Origin of the sequence: Microcoleus sp. Pol12A5 (genome assembly GCF_036701435.1) — a bacterium.
In the GTDB taxonomy this organism is placed as follows: Bacteria; Cyanobacteriota; Cyanobacteriia; order Cyanobacteriales; family Microcoleaceae; genus Microcoleus.
The window spans coordinates 1-16,336 of the sequence record NZ_JAUBQU010000128.1 but is presented as its reverse complement, the minus strand read 5'-3'; the positions used below and the strand labels follow the sequence as shown (position 1 = coordinate 16,336).

The 16,336-nt window shown below is 45.5% G+C and carries 8 protein-coding genes and 1 CRISPR repeat array; of the genes, 7 read left to right on the top strand and 1 reads right to left on the bottom strand.

Annotated features, from left to right (window positions below; translation table 11 throughout):
- Positions 1-111 precede the first annotated feature (111 nt).
- Positions 112-6,484: a CRISPR direct-repeat array (repeat unit 37 nt; unit sequence GTTTCAATCCCTGATAGGGTTTTAGGCATTTTCCGGC).
- Positions 6,485-6,839: 355 nt separating this feature from the next.
- A complete protein-coding gene (locus tag QUA45_RS23900; RefSeq protein ID WP_333222292.1) occupies positions 6,840-7,901 on the top strand; it encodes a mannose-1-phosphate guanylyltransferase in 1,062 nt (353 codons plus the stop codon).
- 185 nt (positions 7,902-8,086) lie between these two features.
- Here the strand turns inward: QUA45_RS23900 and QUA45_RS23895 are convergent, their stop codons facing one another.
- A complete protein-coding gene (locus tag QUA45_RS23895; RefSeq protein ID WP_333100724.1) occupies positions 8,087-8,671 on the bottom strand; it encodes a Uma2 family endonuclease in 585 nt (194 codons plus the stop codon).
- Between the two features lie 1,152 nt (positions 8,672-9,823).
- On the opposite strand from QUA45_RS23895, the gene QUA45_RS23890 reads away from it, so the two are divergent.
- The 6 genes from QUA45_RS23890 (at position 9,824) to uvsE (ending at position 16,264) form a co-directional block, all read left to right on the top strand.
- Positions 9,824-10,528, top strand: coding sequence for a DUF1003 domain-containing protein (locus QUA45_RS23890; protein WP_333222291.1), 705 nt, complete (start codon positions 9,824-9,826; stop codon positions 10,526-10,528).
- A 142-nt stretch (positions 10,529-10,670) separates the two neighbouring features.
- Positions 10,671-11,405, top strand: a complete 735-nt coding sequence (locus tag QUA45_RS23885; RefSeq protein WP_333101103.1) for a cadmium resistance transporter — start codon at positions 10,671-10,673, stop codon at positions 11,403-11,405.
- Between the two features lie 114 nt (positions 11,406-11,519).
- Entirely contained in the window at positions 11,520-12,146 is a 627-nt protein-coding gene (locus tag QUA45_RS23880; protein ID WP_333101101.1) for a hypothetical protein, read from the top strand.
- An 819-nt stretch (positions 12,147-12,965) separates the two neighbouring features.
- Positions 12,966-14,618 carry an AarF/ABC1/UbiB kinase family protein gene (locus QUA45_RS23875; protein WP_333222290.1) on the top strand — a complete coding sequence of 551 codons (1,653 nt, stop codon included), beginning with the start codon at positions 12,966-12,968 and terminating at the stop codon, positions 14,616-14,618.
- Between the two features lie 259 nt (positions 14,619-14,877).
- On the top strand, positions 14,878-15,084 hold the full coding sequence (locus QUA45_RS23870; protein WP_333101097.1) for a hypothetical protein: 207 nt from the start codon (positions 14,878-14,880) through the stop codon (positions 15,082-15,084).
- Between the two features lie 235 nt (positions 15,085-15,319).
- A complete protein-coding gene (uvsE, locus tag QUA45_RS23865; protein WP_333101095.1) occupies positions 15,320-16,264 on the top strand; it encodes a UV DNA damage repair endonuclease UvsE in 945 nt (314 codons plus the stop codon).
- Positions 16,265-16,336 lie beyond the last annotated feature (72 nt).

Genomic DNA, 16,336 nt, shown 5'->3' with positions numbered 1-16,336 from the left:
CTTTCTGAGCGCGATCGTTGATCTTCCCATCCCGCTTCTGTTTCAAGCCTTAAATAGGGATTTAGGCATTTTCCGGCAAATGGCGTCAATTCTATTCCGTTGGAGGTAAAAGTTTCAATCCCTGATAGGGTTTTAGGCATTTTCCGGCTCATCAACAGCACTTTTCTGGTTTAAATTGGTATGTTTCAATCCCTGATAGGGTTTTAGGCATTTTCCGGCGGTCACAGAAAATTAAAACTTTCTGTGACCTTAAAAAGTTTCAATCCCTGATAGGGTTTTAGGCATTTTCCGGCTTTCTGATTTCTTTGATGAAAATGCCGAAGCCACGGGTTTCAATCCCTGATAGGGTTTTAGGCATTTTCCGGCATTCCTCACGTTCTCTACGGCTGGCGGTTTTGGCCGGGTTTCAATCCCTGATAGGGTTTTAGGCATTTTCCGGCGGAACATACCAGAGGGCGACTTGCTCAAAGAAGTGTTTCAATCCCTGATAGGGTTTTAGGCATTTTCCGGCGAACAATCTGCATTTAAGGCTTTGCTGGCGATCGTTTCAATCCCTGATAGGGTTTTAGGCATTTTCCGGCTTTCTCAAGCATCATCCCCCAACAACAATTCTAGTTTCAATCCCTGATAGGGTTTTAGGCATTTTCCGGCTTTATCATAAATCAACGACATTTTACTAGAAAAAGTTTCAATCCCTGATAGGGTTTTAGGCATTTTCCGGCCTGCTCAGTAAAGGTGTACAAAGCAACACCAATACGTTTCAATCCCTGATAGGGTTTTAGGCATTTTCCGGCTCATAATTTAATACCGCTTCTGTGTTGTGCCATGTTTCAATCCCTGATAGGGTTTTAGGCATTTTCCGGCGAGAGTTCTTAGAGCGTAACTAGCACGTGTTAAACGTTTCAATCCCTGATAGGGTTTTAGGCATTTTCCGGCCTTTTATGACTACGTGTTCGATACGGTCATCTGTTTCAATCCCTGATAGAGTTTTAGGCATTTTCCGGCTCAGTTTTTTCGGTAAGTCTATCCATTTTCAATTGTTTCAATCCCTGATAGGGTTTTAGGCATTTTCCGGCGGCAGTAACAACAGAAGGCTCAACAACTTTAGTCGTGTTTCAATCCCTGATAGGGTTTTAGGCATTTTCCGGCAGCAATTCGCCGGCTTTCTATTTCAGCAGGCGCTTGTTTCAATCCCTGATAGGGTTTTAGGCATTTTCCGGCTTTTGAGGGAACTTTATATTTGAGATATAGGCAGGCCGTGGTTTCAATCCCTGATAGGGTTTTAGGCATTTTCCGGCCAGAATCGCCGTTTCCGCTCAACATAGTGGATTTAGTTTCAATCCCTGATAGGGTTTTAGGCATTTTCCGGCCTAACGGGAGGCTCAAACTAATGAGAGCGGCTAGCCTGTTTCAATCCCTGATAGGGTTTTAGGCATTTTCCGGCTATGATTCTTTTTTTGATGCAATCCCAGACATCGTTTCAATCCCTGATAGGGTTTTAGGCATTTTCCGGCCAATTTGATAATTTACCAGATTTGTACCAAGTTAAGTTTCAATCCCTGATAGGGTTTTAGGCATTTTCCGGCTTGGTCGTTGTTGTCTTGATACTGGTACAAAATAGTTTCAATCCCTGATAGGGTTTTAGGCATTTTCCGGCCTAATATGTCGAAAATTATGGCGGTTGTCACTCCTGTTTCAATCCCTGATAGGGTTTTAGGCATTTTCCGGCCCGCAAGGGGGATAAATCTTGTAAGCAAAAAAATAGTTTCAATCCCTGATAGGGTTTTAGGCATTTTCCGGCAATAATACGTGATAAAGGATTAGAACCGACCTTGTTTCAATCCCTGATAGGGTTTTAGGCATTTTCCGGCGCCATCGTGAACTAAGCCACCGCTAGACTGGGTGGCGTTTCAATCCCTGATAGGGTTTTAGGCATTTTCCGGCTTCTGTTGCCGATTCTGTATTCAATTCTGTCGTTAGCGTTTCAATCCCTGATAGGGTTTTAGGCATTTTCCGGCGTTAAAGATGCTGCACTATTCATTGCTGTCGCCTAACTAGTTTCAATCCCTGATAGGGTTTTAGGCATTTTCCGGCTTCATCAAGTCAGAAGCATCACACTCAAGTTGCCGGTTTCAATCCCTGATAGGGTTTTAGGCATTTTCCGGCGCAAGACTTGCGCCGAGCCTTAAGCGCATTAAGGTTTCAATCCCTGATAGGGTTTTAGGCATTTTCCGGCTTGCTGTAGTAACGTAATCGGCACTGAATATCCCGTTTCAATCCCTGATAGGGTTTTAGGCATTTTCCGGCAAGGGGATAAACCACAACCCAAACGGCGCACCATTGAGTTTCAATCCCTGATAGGGTTTTAGGCATTTTCCGGCGCTTACAAGCTAGGATGATATTATGTGTGATGTGTTTCAATCCCTGATAGGGTTTTAGGCATTTTCCGGCTAGTTGGCGCCGGTTTGGGTTGGCTGCCAATTTTGTTTCAATCCCTGATAGGGTTTTAGGCATTTTCCGGCCCTTTGGCGATCGTGTACGCCCGCACCCATTGTGTGTTTCAATCCCTGATAGGGTTTTAGGCATTTTCCGGCGAGTTCGTGCCGATCGCTCCGGATTGGGTACTTGTTTCAATCCCTGATAGGGTTTTAGGCATTTTCCGGCCAATTTCAATTCAATAGGTTCATAATTTTTTTCACAGTTTCAATCCCTGATAGGGTTTTAGGCATTTTCCGGCTTAAGCAACGCCACTCCTACCCTGAATAGATTTGGTTTCAATCCCTGATAGGGTTTTAGGCATTTTCCGGCGGGTTACGCCTCCGCACCAAGGCTGACGAACACATCGCGTTTCGATCCCTGATAGGGTTTTAGGCATTTTCCGGCCATACGGCAAGCGATTAGTAATTTTTCCTGATGAGGTTTCAATCCCTGATAGGGTTTTAGGCATTTTCCGGCCTTTTTTTTGTACAGGAGATACCTGTGCATCAATGTTTCAATCCCTGATAGGGTTTTAGGCATTTTCCGGCTTAAATCTTTTCAAGGTATTGGCGAATGGTTTGGTTTCAATCCCTGATAGGGTTTTAGGCATTTTCCGGGGTTTGCAAACTGAAGGGGATTTCTTTAAGCGCAGTTTCAATCCCTGATAGGGTTTTAGGCATTTTCCGGCTTTAGAAAAGGATACTGCAAACCTGGCTATCCCTTGTTTCAATCCCTGATAGGGTTTTAGGCATTTTCCGGCTTGACGTTGCACCTTTGGCTGCTGTTGTTGCTGTTGTTTCAATCCCTGATAGGGTTTTAGGCATTTTCCGGCTTGTTCCTACTTCGGGAACAAGAGCGACGACTGTAGTTTCAATCCCTGATAGGGTTTTAGGCATTTTCCGGCAAGTGGATTTATCAAAACAAATCCCCGTTGCTGTGGTTTCAATCCCTGATAGGGTTTTAGGCATTTTCCGGCTTGTAATTTACAGTCGTTCCTAGGACCGTCGCTGGTTTCAATCCCTGATAGGGTTTTAGGCATTTTCCGGCGACTATGCCGCACTTCTAGAATCTAGTACCCATGTGTTTCAATCCCTGATAGGGTTTTAGGCATTTTCCGGCCCTTACCCCCTCGGTACTGGTTGGCTGATTTGGTTTCAATCCCTGATAGGGTTTTAGGCATTTTCCGGCGCATCTTCGCCGTCGAAGTCGATCGCCATTACCCCGCCGGTTTCAATCCCTGATAGGGTTTTAGGCATTTTCCGGCTCACCACGCACAATGTATGCAGCCTCTTGTGGCGTTTCAATCCCTGATAGGGTTTTAGGCATTTTCCGGCTTCGCGCTGATCGCCCGTGCCATAATCTACTATGTTTCAATCCCTGATAGGGTTTTAGGCATTTTCCGGCATTGCAAATATCAGGGCAATTACGCTGTCAAACACTGGTTTCAATCCCTGATAGGGTTTTAGGCATTTTCCGGCTTAGTTCGCGCAGTTGCCGAAAAAAGCTCGGGCTATGACTCGTTTCAATCCCTGATAGGGTTTTAGGCATTTTCCGGCTATCTACCTCGTCATAGGAATAACCAATTAAAAGTTTCAATCCCTGATAGGGTTTTAGGCATTTTCCGGCTAAAAGGTCTAAGAGCATTAACAATCATGCCAGGAAGTTTCAATCCCTGATAGGGTTTTAGGCATTTTCCGGCGCGTAGAGGCTGGCAATTTGGTCAGAGCTGAATTTGTTTCAATCCCTGATAGGGTTTTAGGCATTTTCCGGCCCACTTTTGATGCTTCCAGGAGTGAAGATTGTGGTTTCAATCCCTGATAGGGTTTTAGGCATTTTCCGGCTCGTCCCGATGATACATGGGAGTCTTTGTGGCGTTTCAATCCCTGATAGGGTTTTAGGCATTTTCCGGCGGTTTGTGTCGGTTCCGCTTTGCCTATGTTTACGTTTCAATCCCTGATAGGGTTTTAGGCATTTTCCGGCCTATCCATTCACCCTTGCAGTTCCTTACGGCGCGGATAAGTTTCAATCCCTGATAGGGTTTTAGGCATTTTCCGGTCAACCAACCTACTAATATTTAGTGAAGGAGTTAGTTTCAATCCCTGATAGGGTTTTAGGCATTTTCCGGCTCGGTTGGTCTTTCTCCCAATGATGTCTTTAAAGTTTCAATCCCTGATAGGGTTTTAGGCATTTTCCGGCCCAAACGGTTGCCCACAGGGGCGATCGCAAGAGTTGTTTCAATCCCTGATAGGGTTTTAGGCATTTTCCGGCCTGGCGGTTGATTAAGCTCGTGGATTTTTGGTCGATCGCCATGTTTCAATCCCTGATAGGGTTTTAGGCATTTTCCGGCGCGTTGACGTTACTGGGATTTGTGGCGTACATAGCGTTTCAATCCCTGATAGGGTTTTAGGCATTTTCCGGCAATTGAGGGAGTGCCTGGCTTTCCTCAAAACTCGTTTCAATCCCTGATAGGGTTTTAGGCATTTTCCGGCAACTCTCCAAAGTTTTGCAATTCCACCACCGACAAGTTTCAATCCCTGATAGGGTTTTAGGCATTTTCCGGCTAGCCGGGATTTTTCAAATAGGAGTTGAAATCGAGTTTCAATCCCTGATAGGGTTTTAGGCATTTTCCGGCCGAAAAATCCTCACCGAAAGCGCACCCGAAGAGTGGTTTCAATCCCTGATAGGGTTTTAGGCATTTTCCGGCCACAGTTTGGCCATTGTCCGTAAGCAGCGTGTGGATCGAGGTTTCAATCCCTGATAGGGTTTTAGGCATTTTCCGGCTCAGCAGATGTCCTTTCGCGAGTGGGAGATTATGGTTTCAATCCCTGATAGGGTTTTAGGCATTTTCCGGTCGCGCACTACTTCGGCAAAATCTGTTCCAGTCGGAGGTTTCAATCCCTGATAGGGTTTTAGGCATTTTCCGGCCACCCGGCAGACACCCCGAAGGGTGTTTCGGCGTTAGTTTCAATCCCTGATAGGGTTTTAGGCATTTTCCGGCGGAAAGCCAACCAGTGGTCGGGATGGAATAAAGGTTTCAATCCCTGATAGGGTTTTAGGCATTTTCCGGCTGGAAATCTCGAATTGCGAGCGCTAGCTTCGTATGTTTCAATCCCTGATAGGGTTTTAGGCATTTTCCGGCATTTATCATGCCGATCGCATTAGCAACACCGCCCTCAATGTTTCAATCCCTGATAGGGTTTTAGGCATTTTCCGGCTAAAATCTCTTCCCCCTGGGTCTACTGTTATTGTGTTTCAATCCCTGATAGGGTTTTAGGCATTTTCCGGCCGACGGATTTTTGATTGGTTGGCCACATACTCCGGTTTCAATCCCTGATAGGGTTTTAGGCATTTTCCGGCATTATTTTACAATTTGTAGAGGTAAAACTAATGGTTTCAATCCCTGATAGGGTTTTAGGCATTTTCCGGCATTATACTGTTGAGGGTGGTTTTTCAGTCGATAAGTTTCAATCCCTGATAGGGTTTTAGGCATTTTCCGGCCATATTATATCTTTTCAGAAACAAAAGAAATAAAGTTTCAATCCCTGATAGGGTTTTAGGCATTTTCCGGCTGACTCGGCATTTTTTAAGTTCCGAGGGGGAAATTCTGTTTCAATCCCTGATAGGGTTTTAGGCATTTTCCGGCTTGGGCCACGGACTTTTCCACCAGCTCGCTCATTTCCTGTTTCAATCCCTGATAGGGTTTTAGGCATTTTCCGGCTTTCTGGCACTTGGGGCATCATATTGGTCATCAGGGTTTCAATCCCTGATAGGGTTTTAGGCATTTTCCGGCCTGGCACATGATCCCTATGGTGTAAAGAATTTCCGTTTCAATCCCTGATAGGGTTTTAGGCATTTTCCGGCCTACGGCTTCTGCGTAATCTTCCCGGACTTCTTCTTTGTTTCAATCCCTGATAGGGTTTTAGGCATTTTCCGGCCTGGGATGCCGGGATAAATAACGCGCGGGTCGATGTTTCAATCCCTGATAGGGTTTTAGGCATTTTCCGGCCGCCCGTTCCAGAAGCCTTGCTGTATTTGGTTTTCAACGTTCATTTGCGTCTGTACTAGCAAAAATACCATTTCAGCCTCCGGCCTGTCAATAGCCTGTTTAGACTTTCCCCCTCAAACCCTTATCATATAAAAGCTTCAGCAATTGCGTCTGCCTTTTCCCCCAGGAATCGGCATCAAACCCTTACAGAAATTGGACTACAGCCGACAAAATTAACCCCTCGAATTTTACACCCAGCAACAGACGCAATTTTTGCGAAAATATAGCTCGCTCCCAAAACCCGCAGACAGCCACAATTCTCTCCATAATTATAAGCTGTCGAGCAAAATAGATCAGAACCCTTAAACTTCAAACCATGACCAAAACCTTAATTCCCGTAATACTCGCCGGCGGCAAAGGTGAACGCTTCTGGCCTCTCAGCCGCAAGCAGCGCCCCAAGCAGTTTTTGAGTCTCGACGGTAGCGGTAAGAGTTTGCTGCAAGCTACAGCAGAAAGACTATTAACATTAGGTAACCGCTGGGACGATTTGTGGGTAGTAACATCGGAAATGTTGGCTGCGGGAGTCCGCGAACAGTTGCCGCTTTTACCTCCTGAGAATTTGCTAGCGGAACCGGAGGGCCGGGATACTGCGCCAGCCGTGGCCTGGACTGCTATAGAAACTGCGAAACGTTACGGTGAGGATGCGGTTGTTGGTTTTTTCCCAGCGGATCACTGGATTGGGGAACCCGATGAGTTTGTCAAGACTTTGGAGGCGGCAGCCGAGTTGGCGAGAAATCAGGATGCGATCGCCACTTTGGGAGTAAAACCGAGTTATGCTTCCACCGGTTACGGCTACATCGAACAAGGCGAGGAAATTGGCAGTTTTGGGGGTTTTCCGGCCTATCGGGTGGCGAGGTTTACGGAAAAGCCCGATCGCACAACTGCTGAAGAATTTGTAGCCAGCGGCAAGTTTAGTTGGAACGGCGGAATTTTTGTCTTTCGAGTCGGAACTGTCTTGACAGAATTGCGAAATCATGTACCGGAAATGATGGCAGCTTTGGAAGCAAAAGGCGCGCAGGCGTACTCGGAATTACCGAAAATTAGCATTGATTACGCACTGATGGAAAAGACGCAAAAGGCTTGTGTTCTGCCCGTAGGCTTTAGCTGGGACGATTTGGGAGATTGGAATGCGATCGGTCGTTTGCTGCAAGGAGACAAACCGAATGTGGAGTTAGCAAAACACGTCGGAATTGATACCAAAGGCGGCATTTTCTATGCAGCCGATGAGAATGAAGTTATCGTCACCATTGGTTTAGAAGATGTGGTAGTTGTCAGAGATGGCAATGTGACTTTAATTGTGAAAAAGGACAGGACGCAGGAGATTAAACAGGTAATTAAAGTGTTGGGAGAAGATGAGAAATTGAAAGATTTGCTGTGAAGGTGAGATGAGGCCGCACGACACGGATTCTGAAGGCGGATACACCAACTATTCATCGCCGTTGATCCAGGCATTCGTTTTTGAATCTTGATGAGCAAGCTGAAAAAGTTTTCTATTCGCTATTCATCGCTGTTGATCCAGGCATTCGTTTTTGAATCTGTGTTGTGCCTTACTATTCACTTTATTTACATAATTTCTTCTAAATTCAACACAAAACCAGGCAGTACATCTTCCCCTGATAGAGTGGCAGGATTTTCGATAATTTCAACATCTTGACCGGGGCGATAAATTTCTACCCGTCCATTTTGCCTGTCAATTAACCAACCCAATCTAGCACCGTTATCTATATATTCTTGCATTTTTTCTTGCAGCTTTTTCAAGGAATCAGTCCGAGAACGCAACTCAACAACAAAATCAGGACACAAAGGAGCAAAACAGTCTTTTTGTTCCGGTGTTAAAGTATCCCAGCGTTCTTTTTTGACCCAAGAGGCATCAGGAGAGCGATCGGCACCATTGGGGAGTGTAAAGCCTCCAGAAGAGTCGAAAACTACTCCCAGTTTAGTTTCATGGTTCCAGACTCGGAGTTGAGATGTTAAATCGGCATTACGCCTGCTAGTTTCACTGCCTGTCGGTGGCTTAATAATTAATTCCCCGGATGCTGTACGTTCAAATTGATAATCGCGGTTGTGCTGACAAAGCTGAAAAAATTGCTCGTCAGTTAAGTTGATGGATAATTCGATCGAGTTGGTAGGGAATTGGATGGGAATCATGTCTCTTATACGGTATTAAACACATTGAGAATCTGGTTTGTAATAACTTACTCATTCTATTCTTTGACACATCTTTTCAAGTCAATAAATTTAATTATAAAAATATCATGTCTGCTTTAAATGTATATTACCATGAGGATTAATGCCAAAGCCAAAAACCGATCGCCCCCACACCCCAAAGCTGTCACGCCCATTCCCACCCTTTCCCCCAAGTTATTCCCCAAGACACTGGTCAGCCCGGTCAACAGCGCTATCCTAGTAGTTATATAGCCCTTAAACCCGATCGACCCGGAAGCCCCTTGTTTAGCCTAGTTAAAAACACTTCTCGCAAAGGAGAAATTCTAGAGGTCGTCTTCCGCAACGCTTGGGGCTACATGAAACGGGTGCTTGTCGCAGAAAAAACGCAAGCAGGGGCGAGAACCCAACGCCATCAACCTTTTTCGGCACACTATATGTAGTGTGCCTGCGTAAGTCCTGACTATACAGAATCCCCCCTTCGCCGACTTTTGCAATCCGAGTTGCATACTATGACGATTCCCGCCAAACATCGTTTCCGCTTGACGGGTTCACCCTCCCAAGTCGTCTGGGGCGACTTTCGCCATGAGAAGTCTCGTTTGCGACTTCCCGTTAAATTTTGGCCTGCATCGAGGAATATCGCGAATCATTGCATTACTCAGCATCTTCTGGCTTTTTTGTCATCTAAAGAGGAGAGGCGATCGCCAATGGTGGCATTGTCTCTCCTCTATTGGACCTGGGACTTTATTTTTTCCCAAGCCCCCAACTGCGTAAACGCGCTTTACGTCCACCTCCCCTGGCACACTAACGGGGTTGCTGGAACAAGCGCCGGCTCATACACCGCGCTCAAGGCACCGCAAGAGGGCATCAAAGGCTTTCTGGTTTAATTCGGTCATCGCCCGTAGGCATCGGTCAAGGTGAGCGTGTACGTTCGATGTTGAGCCTTCCCCTCACCCTGTCTCGTTCTTCCTATCCTCTCCTATTTCCCAACAAGTCTATAAAGAGAAGTGATTGATTTGATAAAAAAGAACATTTGCTCTTATGGTTGGAGCTTGACTAAAGTAAAGGCATCAAAGAAAAACGCCAGCGAACATTAACCAGTCAGCTTCAACTAGACATTCACCCGTGAGGTTTGCGATGAAATCCACTCTATCCAACAGCGTTAACGCAAAAATGAAAACCGCCAGCCATCAAAGGCCTTTACAGGTTACGCCTCAAAAACCAGAGGAAAAAGCCTTAACTCGCGGACAGCATTTAGCAGATACCCTAGCAGCGAAAGTGGGTTCGTGGCCGTTTTTGATTGGACAGACAGTAATCCTCGCCGGGTGGGTGGGCGCGAACCTGACACCGGGCCTTCCTCACTGGGATCAGCAGCCCTTCATCCTGCTCAACTTAGTATTCTCCTTTGCCTCTGCTTACACTGCACCGATCGTGTTAATGAGTCAAAACCGCCAGTCGGATGCCGAACGCGAACAAAATCTCTACAATCATCAAGTTAATCTCAAAGCCGCTCACGATGTGGTACTACTGCACGAAAAGATCGCTCGATTAAGCCACCACATTCCTGATTTAATGGAAAAGCTCAATCAGCAACAGCAATCTGTCAGTCCCATCAAAATGATGGTGATGCCAGCCCCCGTTAAGGCAATTACCGAAGTTAATAAAGCAGCTAAGCCGTCTGCTTCCTATCAGAAGCAGAAGCGTGAAGTTCCGATACTATTTCCCCAACTATTTAAATCGAACTTTTACTCATCAAAATATACAGAAGTGATGCCCATTTTACTTCCAACTCAAAAGCCCTCAACACATTCTGTATCCGCATCAACCTATTTCAAACTGTGACAATCAACGTTACTACTGAGTGAGTTATAGCGTCGGTGTAGCCCATCTGTTTAGTAACAATTTTAATAAAAAAATACCTCAACATCAATTAATCTCCGGCACTGTTCCATCAATCCTACCATCACAATCTAGGGAGTTAGATATGAACCCATTGATTACCGCTATTTCCACAGGTTTTACAGCTTTCACCGCCACAAATTTAGATGATATTGTCATCTTGCTGCTGTTTTTCTCCCAAGTCAATGCTGTTTTTCGACGGCAACACATTGTTACAGGACAATATCTTGGGTTCGCAGCACTGGTCCTGCTTAGCGTTCCTAGCTTCTTTGGCTGTATGATGGTGCCGCGCCCTTGGGTGGGGATGTTGGGGTTAGTACCAATTGCCATTGGAGTCAGCCGCCTGCTAAATAGAGATACAGAGGCGGATGATGAAAATACAGCTACAGATTCCCCTCCATCCACTATTTTTGCTAGTATTTTATCCCCACAAACTTATAGTGTAGCTGCGGTTACATTTGCTAATGGAGGTGATAATGTGGGGATTTATGTCCCGTTGTTTGCTAACTGCACTTGGGATAGCCTGCTAGTGATTCTGAGCGTCTTTTTCTTGCTAGTGGGTGTCTGGTGTTATGTGGCTTATCAACTAACTCGCATGAGCGCGATCGCGAGCCTACTTGTCCACTACGGTAATTCCCTTGTTCCCTTCGTTCTAATGGGTCTGGGTACGCTGATCCTGCTCGATAGCCATACTCTAGAAGATCTCGGTTTAACGGTAGTTACTGTAGCTATCAGTTGCTTGTGGCTGCTGACATTGCTTAAAGACAGTTATCAATCGTTAGAGACTGCACCTCAAGTCGAAAAATTTGAGGTAAACTAGGGTTCAAGTTTCCTCCACTTTGCTGAAGTTGAAAAATAAATAATTTATAACTTCAGCAAAGTGGAGGGGTTTTATAAGAACAAACTCTGATTTATTACACAAAGGACAACAAAAATGAGCAAGTTTTTCAAAGTAATTCTGGTAGCTTTAGTGCTTTTCGTAAACTTAGCTGTAGCTCAGCCTTCTTGGGCCGGCAAGGATTTCACAAAGGGAGCTGACTATGCGGAAGTGACACAGGAATTGAATCAACTTTTGTCAGCTCAGAGCGATCCTTCCACTGCCGGTTATACGTCTGAACAGTACCAACAGCGGTTGGCCGAATTGCAACAGCAGAAGTACGTGCTCGAAACTGCTACAAAGCGGGCTCAGTGCCGTAATGAAACCGGGCAAACGCTGGCAGTTTATGCTAATAAGCCGAAAAAATCGCCCACGCAACTTTATTTCCTGGCAGCCGGTGAGATTACAGATGATGATTGGGATTGCGATGGTATTTACTTGCCAGCAGGGGCTCAAGCTACTTTAGGGCCAGCGGCTCAAGCGCTTTCTTTGACTGAACCGGTTGCTATTAAGGTTGTAGATGGTACGCAGCTAGTTGCTAAAACGAGTGCAGGAACAGGTGGAATTCAATTGAATATTACCCCTGCTAAAGTTTTTAAGGCGGGTGAGACAACTTGGGCCTTGCCCTCGTTTTCTCAGGCAGACATTAATGCACAAGTTCCTACGCCGCAACTGATTGATTAATCCTTTTTTAGGAATCGTCAATAGTTAGGGACTTGGGAAAAAATAAAGTCCCAGGCATAATAGAGGAGAGGCAATGCCACCATTGGCGATCGCCTCTCCTCTTTAGATCGCAAAAAAGCCAGAAGATGCTGAGTGATGCAATGATTCGCGACATTCCTCGATGCAGCCCACAAGTTAACGGGAAGCCGCAAGCGGTCAACTTCGCTGCAAATATGACGTGGCAGGGACTCAAATCAATTGTACATTTGCGAGAAACGACCTATGAAAAGGCGATTAAGGTTCTATCTTCGGAACTAGAACAGTACCTCGGGTTCTGGCATCGCTCCTCCATCCTGCCTCAATGGGATATCACAATTGTTCCCACTTGATAGGGATTTTATTTAATCGCCAGTCGCTTTCTGGTAAAAATACTTTAGGCTGTTTCTCAATCCACTTATTCCAGTCTGGGTAATCGACAGAGGGCAACATCTTTTCAAGATATTTTACAACTAGGGGATGCAAAATATTTTTTCCCTTCTTTAGACAATCCTGTGCAATTCAATTTCTTCTAACTATAAGTAGCAAAGGATGTTAGCTACCCAAGCTAACAACAAAGAAAAAATTTTTTATCAGCAAGCTATATCTGATTATCAAATGCTGTAAGAGTGTAAACGATGAGGAGTATGCCAAAGCCAAAAATCGATCGCCCCCACGCCCCAAAACTCTCACGCCCATTCCCACCCTTTCCCCCAAGTTATTCCCCAAGACACTGGTCAGCCCGGTCAACAGCGCTATCCTAGTAGTTATATAGCCCTTAAACCCGATCGACCCGGAGGCCCCTTGTTTAGCCTAGTTCAAAACACTTCTCGCAAAGGAGAAATTCTAGAGGTCGTCTTCCGCAACGGTTGGGACTACATGAAAAGCCTCCTAACCGGCCGCAAAACCGACGCACCCAGTCTCCCAACTCCAGCAGTTCTCCGCAACATCCTCGTCGAATTAGGCCCAGTTTTTGTCAAATTGGGTCAATTGCTGAGCACCCGTCCCGACCTTTTACCCGCCAGCTACATCGAAACTCTCTCCACGCTACAAGCCGAAGTGCCGCCCGTACCGTGGTCGCAAGTAGAAGCAATCGTCCGCCAGGAACTCACACAATCTCTCGAAAATACCTTTGCCAAATTTAACACTGAAGCCATCGCCGCAGGTTCCATCGCCCAAACCCACAAAGCTACTTTAAAAGACGGTCGCGAAGTCGCCCTCAAAGTTCAGCGCCCCGGTATTGATATCGTCATCGAACAAGACATCGCCGTACTCCGAGGTTTGGCAGAACTTGTCATGCTCACAGACTTCGGTCAACAATACGATATTGTCGCCTTAGCTGAAGAATTTGCGATCGCCCTGCGTGCAGAATTAGACTTCATTCAAGAAGCCAGCTACACAGACGAACTGCGCCGCAATTTATCTAAAAGTCGCTGGTTTGACCCCACACAAGTTGTCCTACCAGAAATTAACTGGGAGTTAACTACAAAAAAACTCTTAGTAATGGAGTGGCTGAACGGAGTCCCAATTTTGTTAGGCGATTTGCAAGGAATTCGCCACAAAGGAGATGTAAATGCCGAACGCGAAGAAATTACAACGCTGCTTTGCCGCGTTTTCTTCCAGCAGTTGTACATCGACGGATTCTTTCACGCAGACCCGCATCCCGGCAATTTGTTTTATCTCAAAGATGGCCGGATAGCCCTGCTAGACTGCGGTATGGTCGGCAGATTAGACCCGCGCACTCAGCAGAATTTGACCGAAATGTTGTTGGCAATTGTCGATTTAGATGCTCAGCGCTGCGCTCAATTAACTTTGGAAATGGCAGAATTTGCTCAGCCGAAAAGTTTAGCAAATCTCGAAAACGATTTAGCTCGAATGCTGCGCAAGTATTACAATGTGAGCTTGTCGCAAATGAACTTGTCGGAAATTTTTTATGAGGTACTGGAAATTACCCGAAAAAATAAAATTCGACTGCCCAGCAATCTCGGTTTGTATGCAAAAACTCTAGCTAATTTGGAAGGACTGGCACGCTCTTTTAATCCCCGGTTTAATATTGTAGAGCAGGTCAAACCGCTGATGACCGATATGTTTCGGCGTCAGTTATTAGGAGACGATCCAATCCAAGCTCTTTTAAGAACGGCCCTGGATCTGAAAAGCTTATCTTTGCAATCTCCGCGACAGGTGGAAGTGCTTTTAGACCGGGTTACTTCGGAAACTTTGAAGTGGAACTTGACATTAAAAGAACTCGACCCGCTACGCCGCACTCTAGGGGATTCTGCGAACCGACTTTCTTTTAGTATTGTCGTGGGTTCCCTGATTATAGGGGCAGCAATTATTTCTTCTAACGCACAAACTGCTCAGTTATCTTTTCTGAGCACTGGTTTGTTTGGGGCCGCGAGTTTTTTGGGTTTTTGGTTGATTATTAGCATTCTCAGGTCAGGGCGTTTGCGGAGTTGATTGAAAAAGAGAAATAGGAAAAATTAGGAGATATAGCAATCCTTTCGGTAAACGCGAAACAAGCTTTTTTTTCAACAAACCGCCAAGACGCTATTGACGCGAATGTTGATAAGATAAGAGAAAGATTTCACAATTGATGCGAGGAGTGCTATAGCATCCTCAACTATTAAGCAACATCTCTGACTTAAGATAGGCGATCGCCCGCCGCAGCTAAGTCTAAGCTAGAAATTGTTAGATCGACCTAATTGAGGAAAAAAAGATGAGTAGCGGTCACGCCAGCCATAAAGGCTCTTCCACAACACCCAATACCAACACTAACGGTCAAATTACATCCCCAGACGACCAACCCGCTGACCCGCTAAATCAAGAAACCTCCGGTTATCCATTCCATGACGAAGCAATGGAAAATCCTGCGGCTACCGGGCGGCCGCACGAAGAGGCTGATTCTGGCGAAGAACAGCAATAGTTATATCGATTTAATTGTCATCGATATGCTATCTGCAAGGCGGTTCATTAGATGTTTGATAAAAAAATCCCGTTTGTACTAATTACACCTTGCACTTCCAGAGTCCTCCAGCGATTTCAATCTCTGCCGGGATCTTTAGGCAGGTTCAGTAGTACCTAAAAACTTCAAGACTAAAAACTCCAGTCGTTACGAAAAACCTATTTAACATAAAATTAAAGTTAGGGATTATTGCTAAATGAGCGGGATTAACCAAGTAGTGGAACAGAAAAAATTGCCGGAATTGGGATTAGTCTGTATTACAACATCCGATGCAGTGCGCTTTCGCACTGTCACCCGGAAGCGACTTTTACAGCTTTCAGAAACTGAACAAGAAACAGTATTGCGCGAGCTTTATACAGACAACTTAAAGCGGCTTGACAAAGCTATCGACTTCTGTTCTGCTAATCAAATTAAGCTCTACCGCATGACTTCTGCACTGTTCCCTTTTGCAGATACAGATTTGGGGGAAGGAGTGCTACACTCCATGACTGAGGAATTGCGGAATACCGGCGATCGCGCTCTTTCTTTGGGCATCCGCTTGGTACTCCACCCGGATCAATTTGTCGTCCTCAGTTCTGACAAGCTTTCTGTGGTTGAAAACAGCATTAAAATTCTGGCGACTCATGCTTTAATTTTAGATATGTTGGGACAGCCCCGATCGCCCCAGGCACTGATGAACATTCACGGCGGCAAGAGCGATCGCACTTCGCAGCTCAAATCAGTCATCCGCGACTTGCCAGAATCTATTCGATCGCGCTTAACCTTTGAAAATGACGAATACGCTTACAGTTCCTCGGAAATTTTAGAAGTTTGTCTCGATACCGGCGTACCAATGGTTTTTGACGCCCACCACCACGTCATTCACGAACATTTAGAAACTTACGACGATCCCAGCGTTGCCGAAATGCTCGCAGCAGCCCGCACAACTTGGTCTGTTCCTGAATGGCAATTAGTACACATATCAAATGGCAGAGAATTTTTTGCCGATCCGCGCCACAGCGATTTAATTACAGAAATGCCTAATTGCTATTATCAAGCTCCTTGGATTGAAGTAGAAGCTAAATTTAAAGAATTAGCTATTGAAAAGTTGCGCTCGGAATGGTTGTCTGCGAATGTTCCACAATTTAGCAATGTCTCGTAGATACTGTCTTGATCTGTCAAGGGGTAGCGAGCAAATAAGTTGGATCGAAAGGCTTTTGGGACTTTAAAATAC

What these genes read in the sequence shown, in the direction of transcription:
- QUA45_RS23895 (WP_333100724.1), bottom strand. Translation starts at nt 8,671, where the DNA reads ATGATTCCCATCCAATTCCCTACCAACTCGATCGAATTATCCATCAAC.
- uvsE (WP_333101095.1), top strand. Translation starts at nt 15,320, where the DNA reads ATGAGCGGGATTAACCAAGTAGTGGAACAGAAAAAATTGCCGGAATTG.
- QUA45_RS23885 (WP_333101103.1), top strand. Translation starts at nt 10,671, where the DNA reads ATGAACCCATTGATTACCGCTATTTCCACAGGTTTTACAGCTTTCACC.
- QUA45_RS23880 (WP_333101101.1), top strand. Translation starts at nt 11,520, where the DNA reads ATGAGCAAGTTTTTCAAAGTAATTCTGGTAGCTTTAGTGCTTTTCGTA.
- QUA45_RS23900 (WP_333222292.1), top strand. Translation starts at nt 6,840, where the DNA reads ATGACCAAAACCTTAATTCCCGTAATACTCGCCGGCGGCAAAGGTGAA.
- QUA45_RS23870 (WP_333101097.1), top strand. Translation starts at nt 14,878, where the DNA reads ATGAGTAGCGGTCACGCCAGCCATAAAGGCTCTTCCACAACACCCAAT.
- QUA45_RS23890 (WP_333222291.1), top strand. Translation starts at nt 9,824, where the DNA reads ATGAAATCCACTCTATCCAACAGCGTTAACGCAAAAATGAAAACCGCC.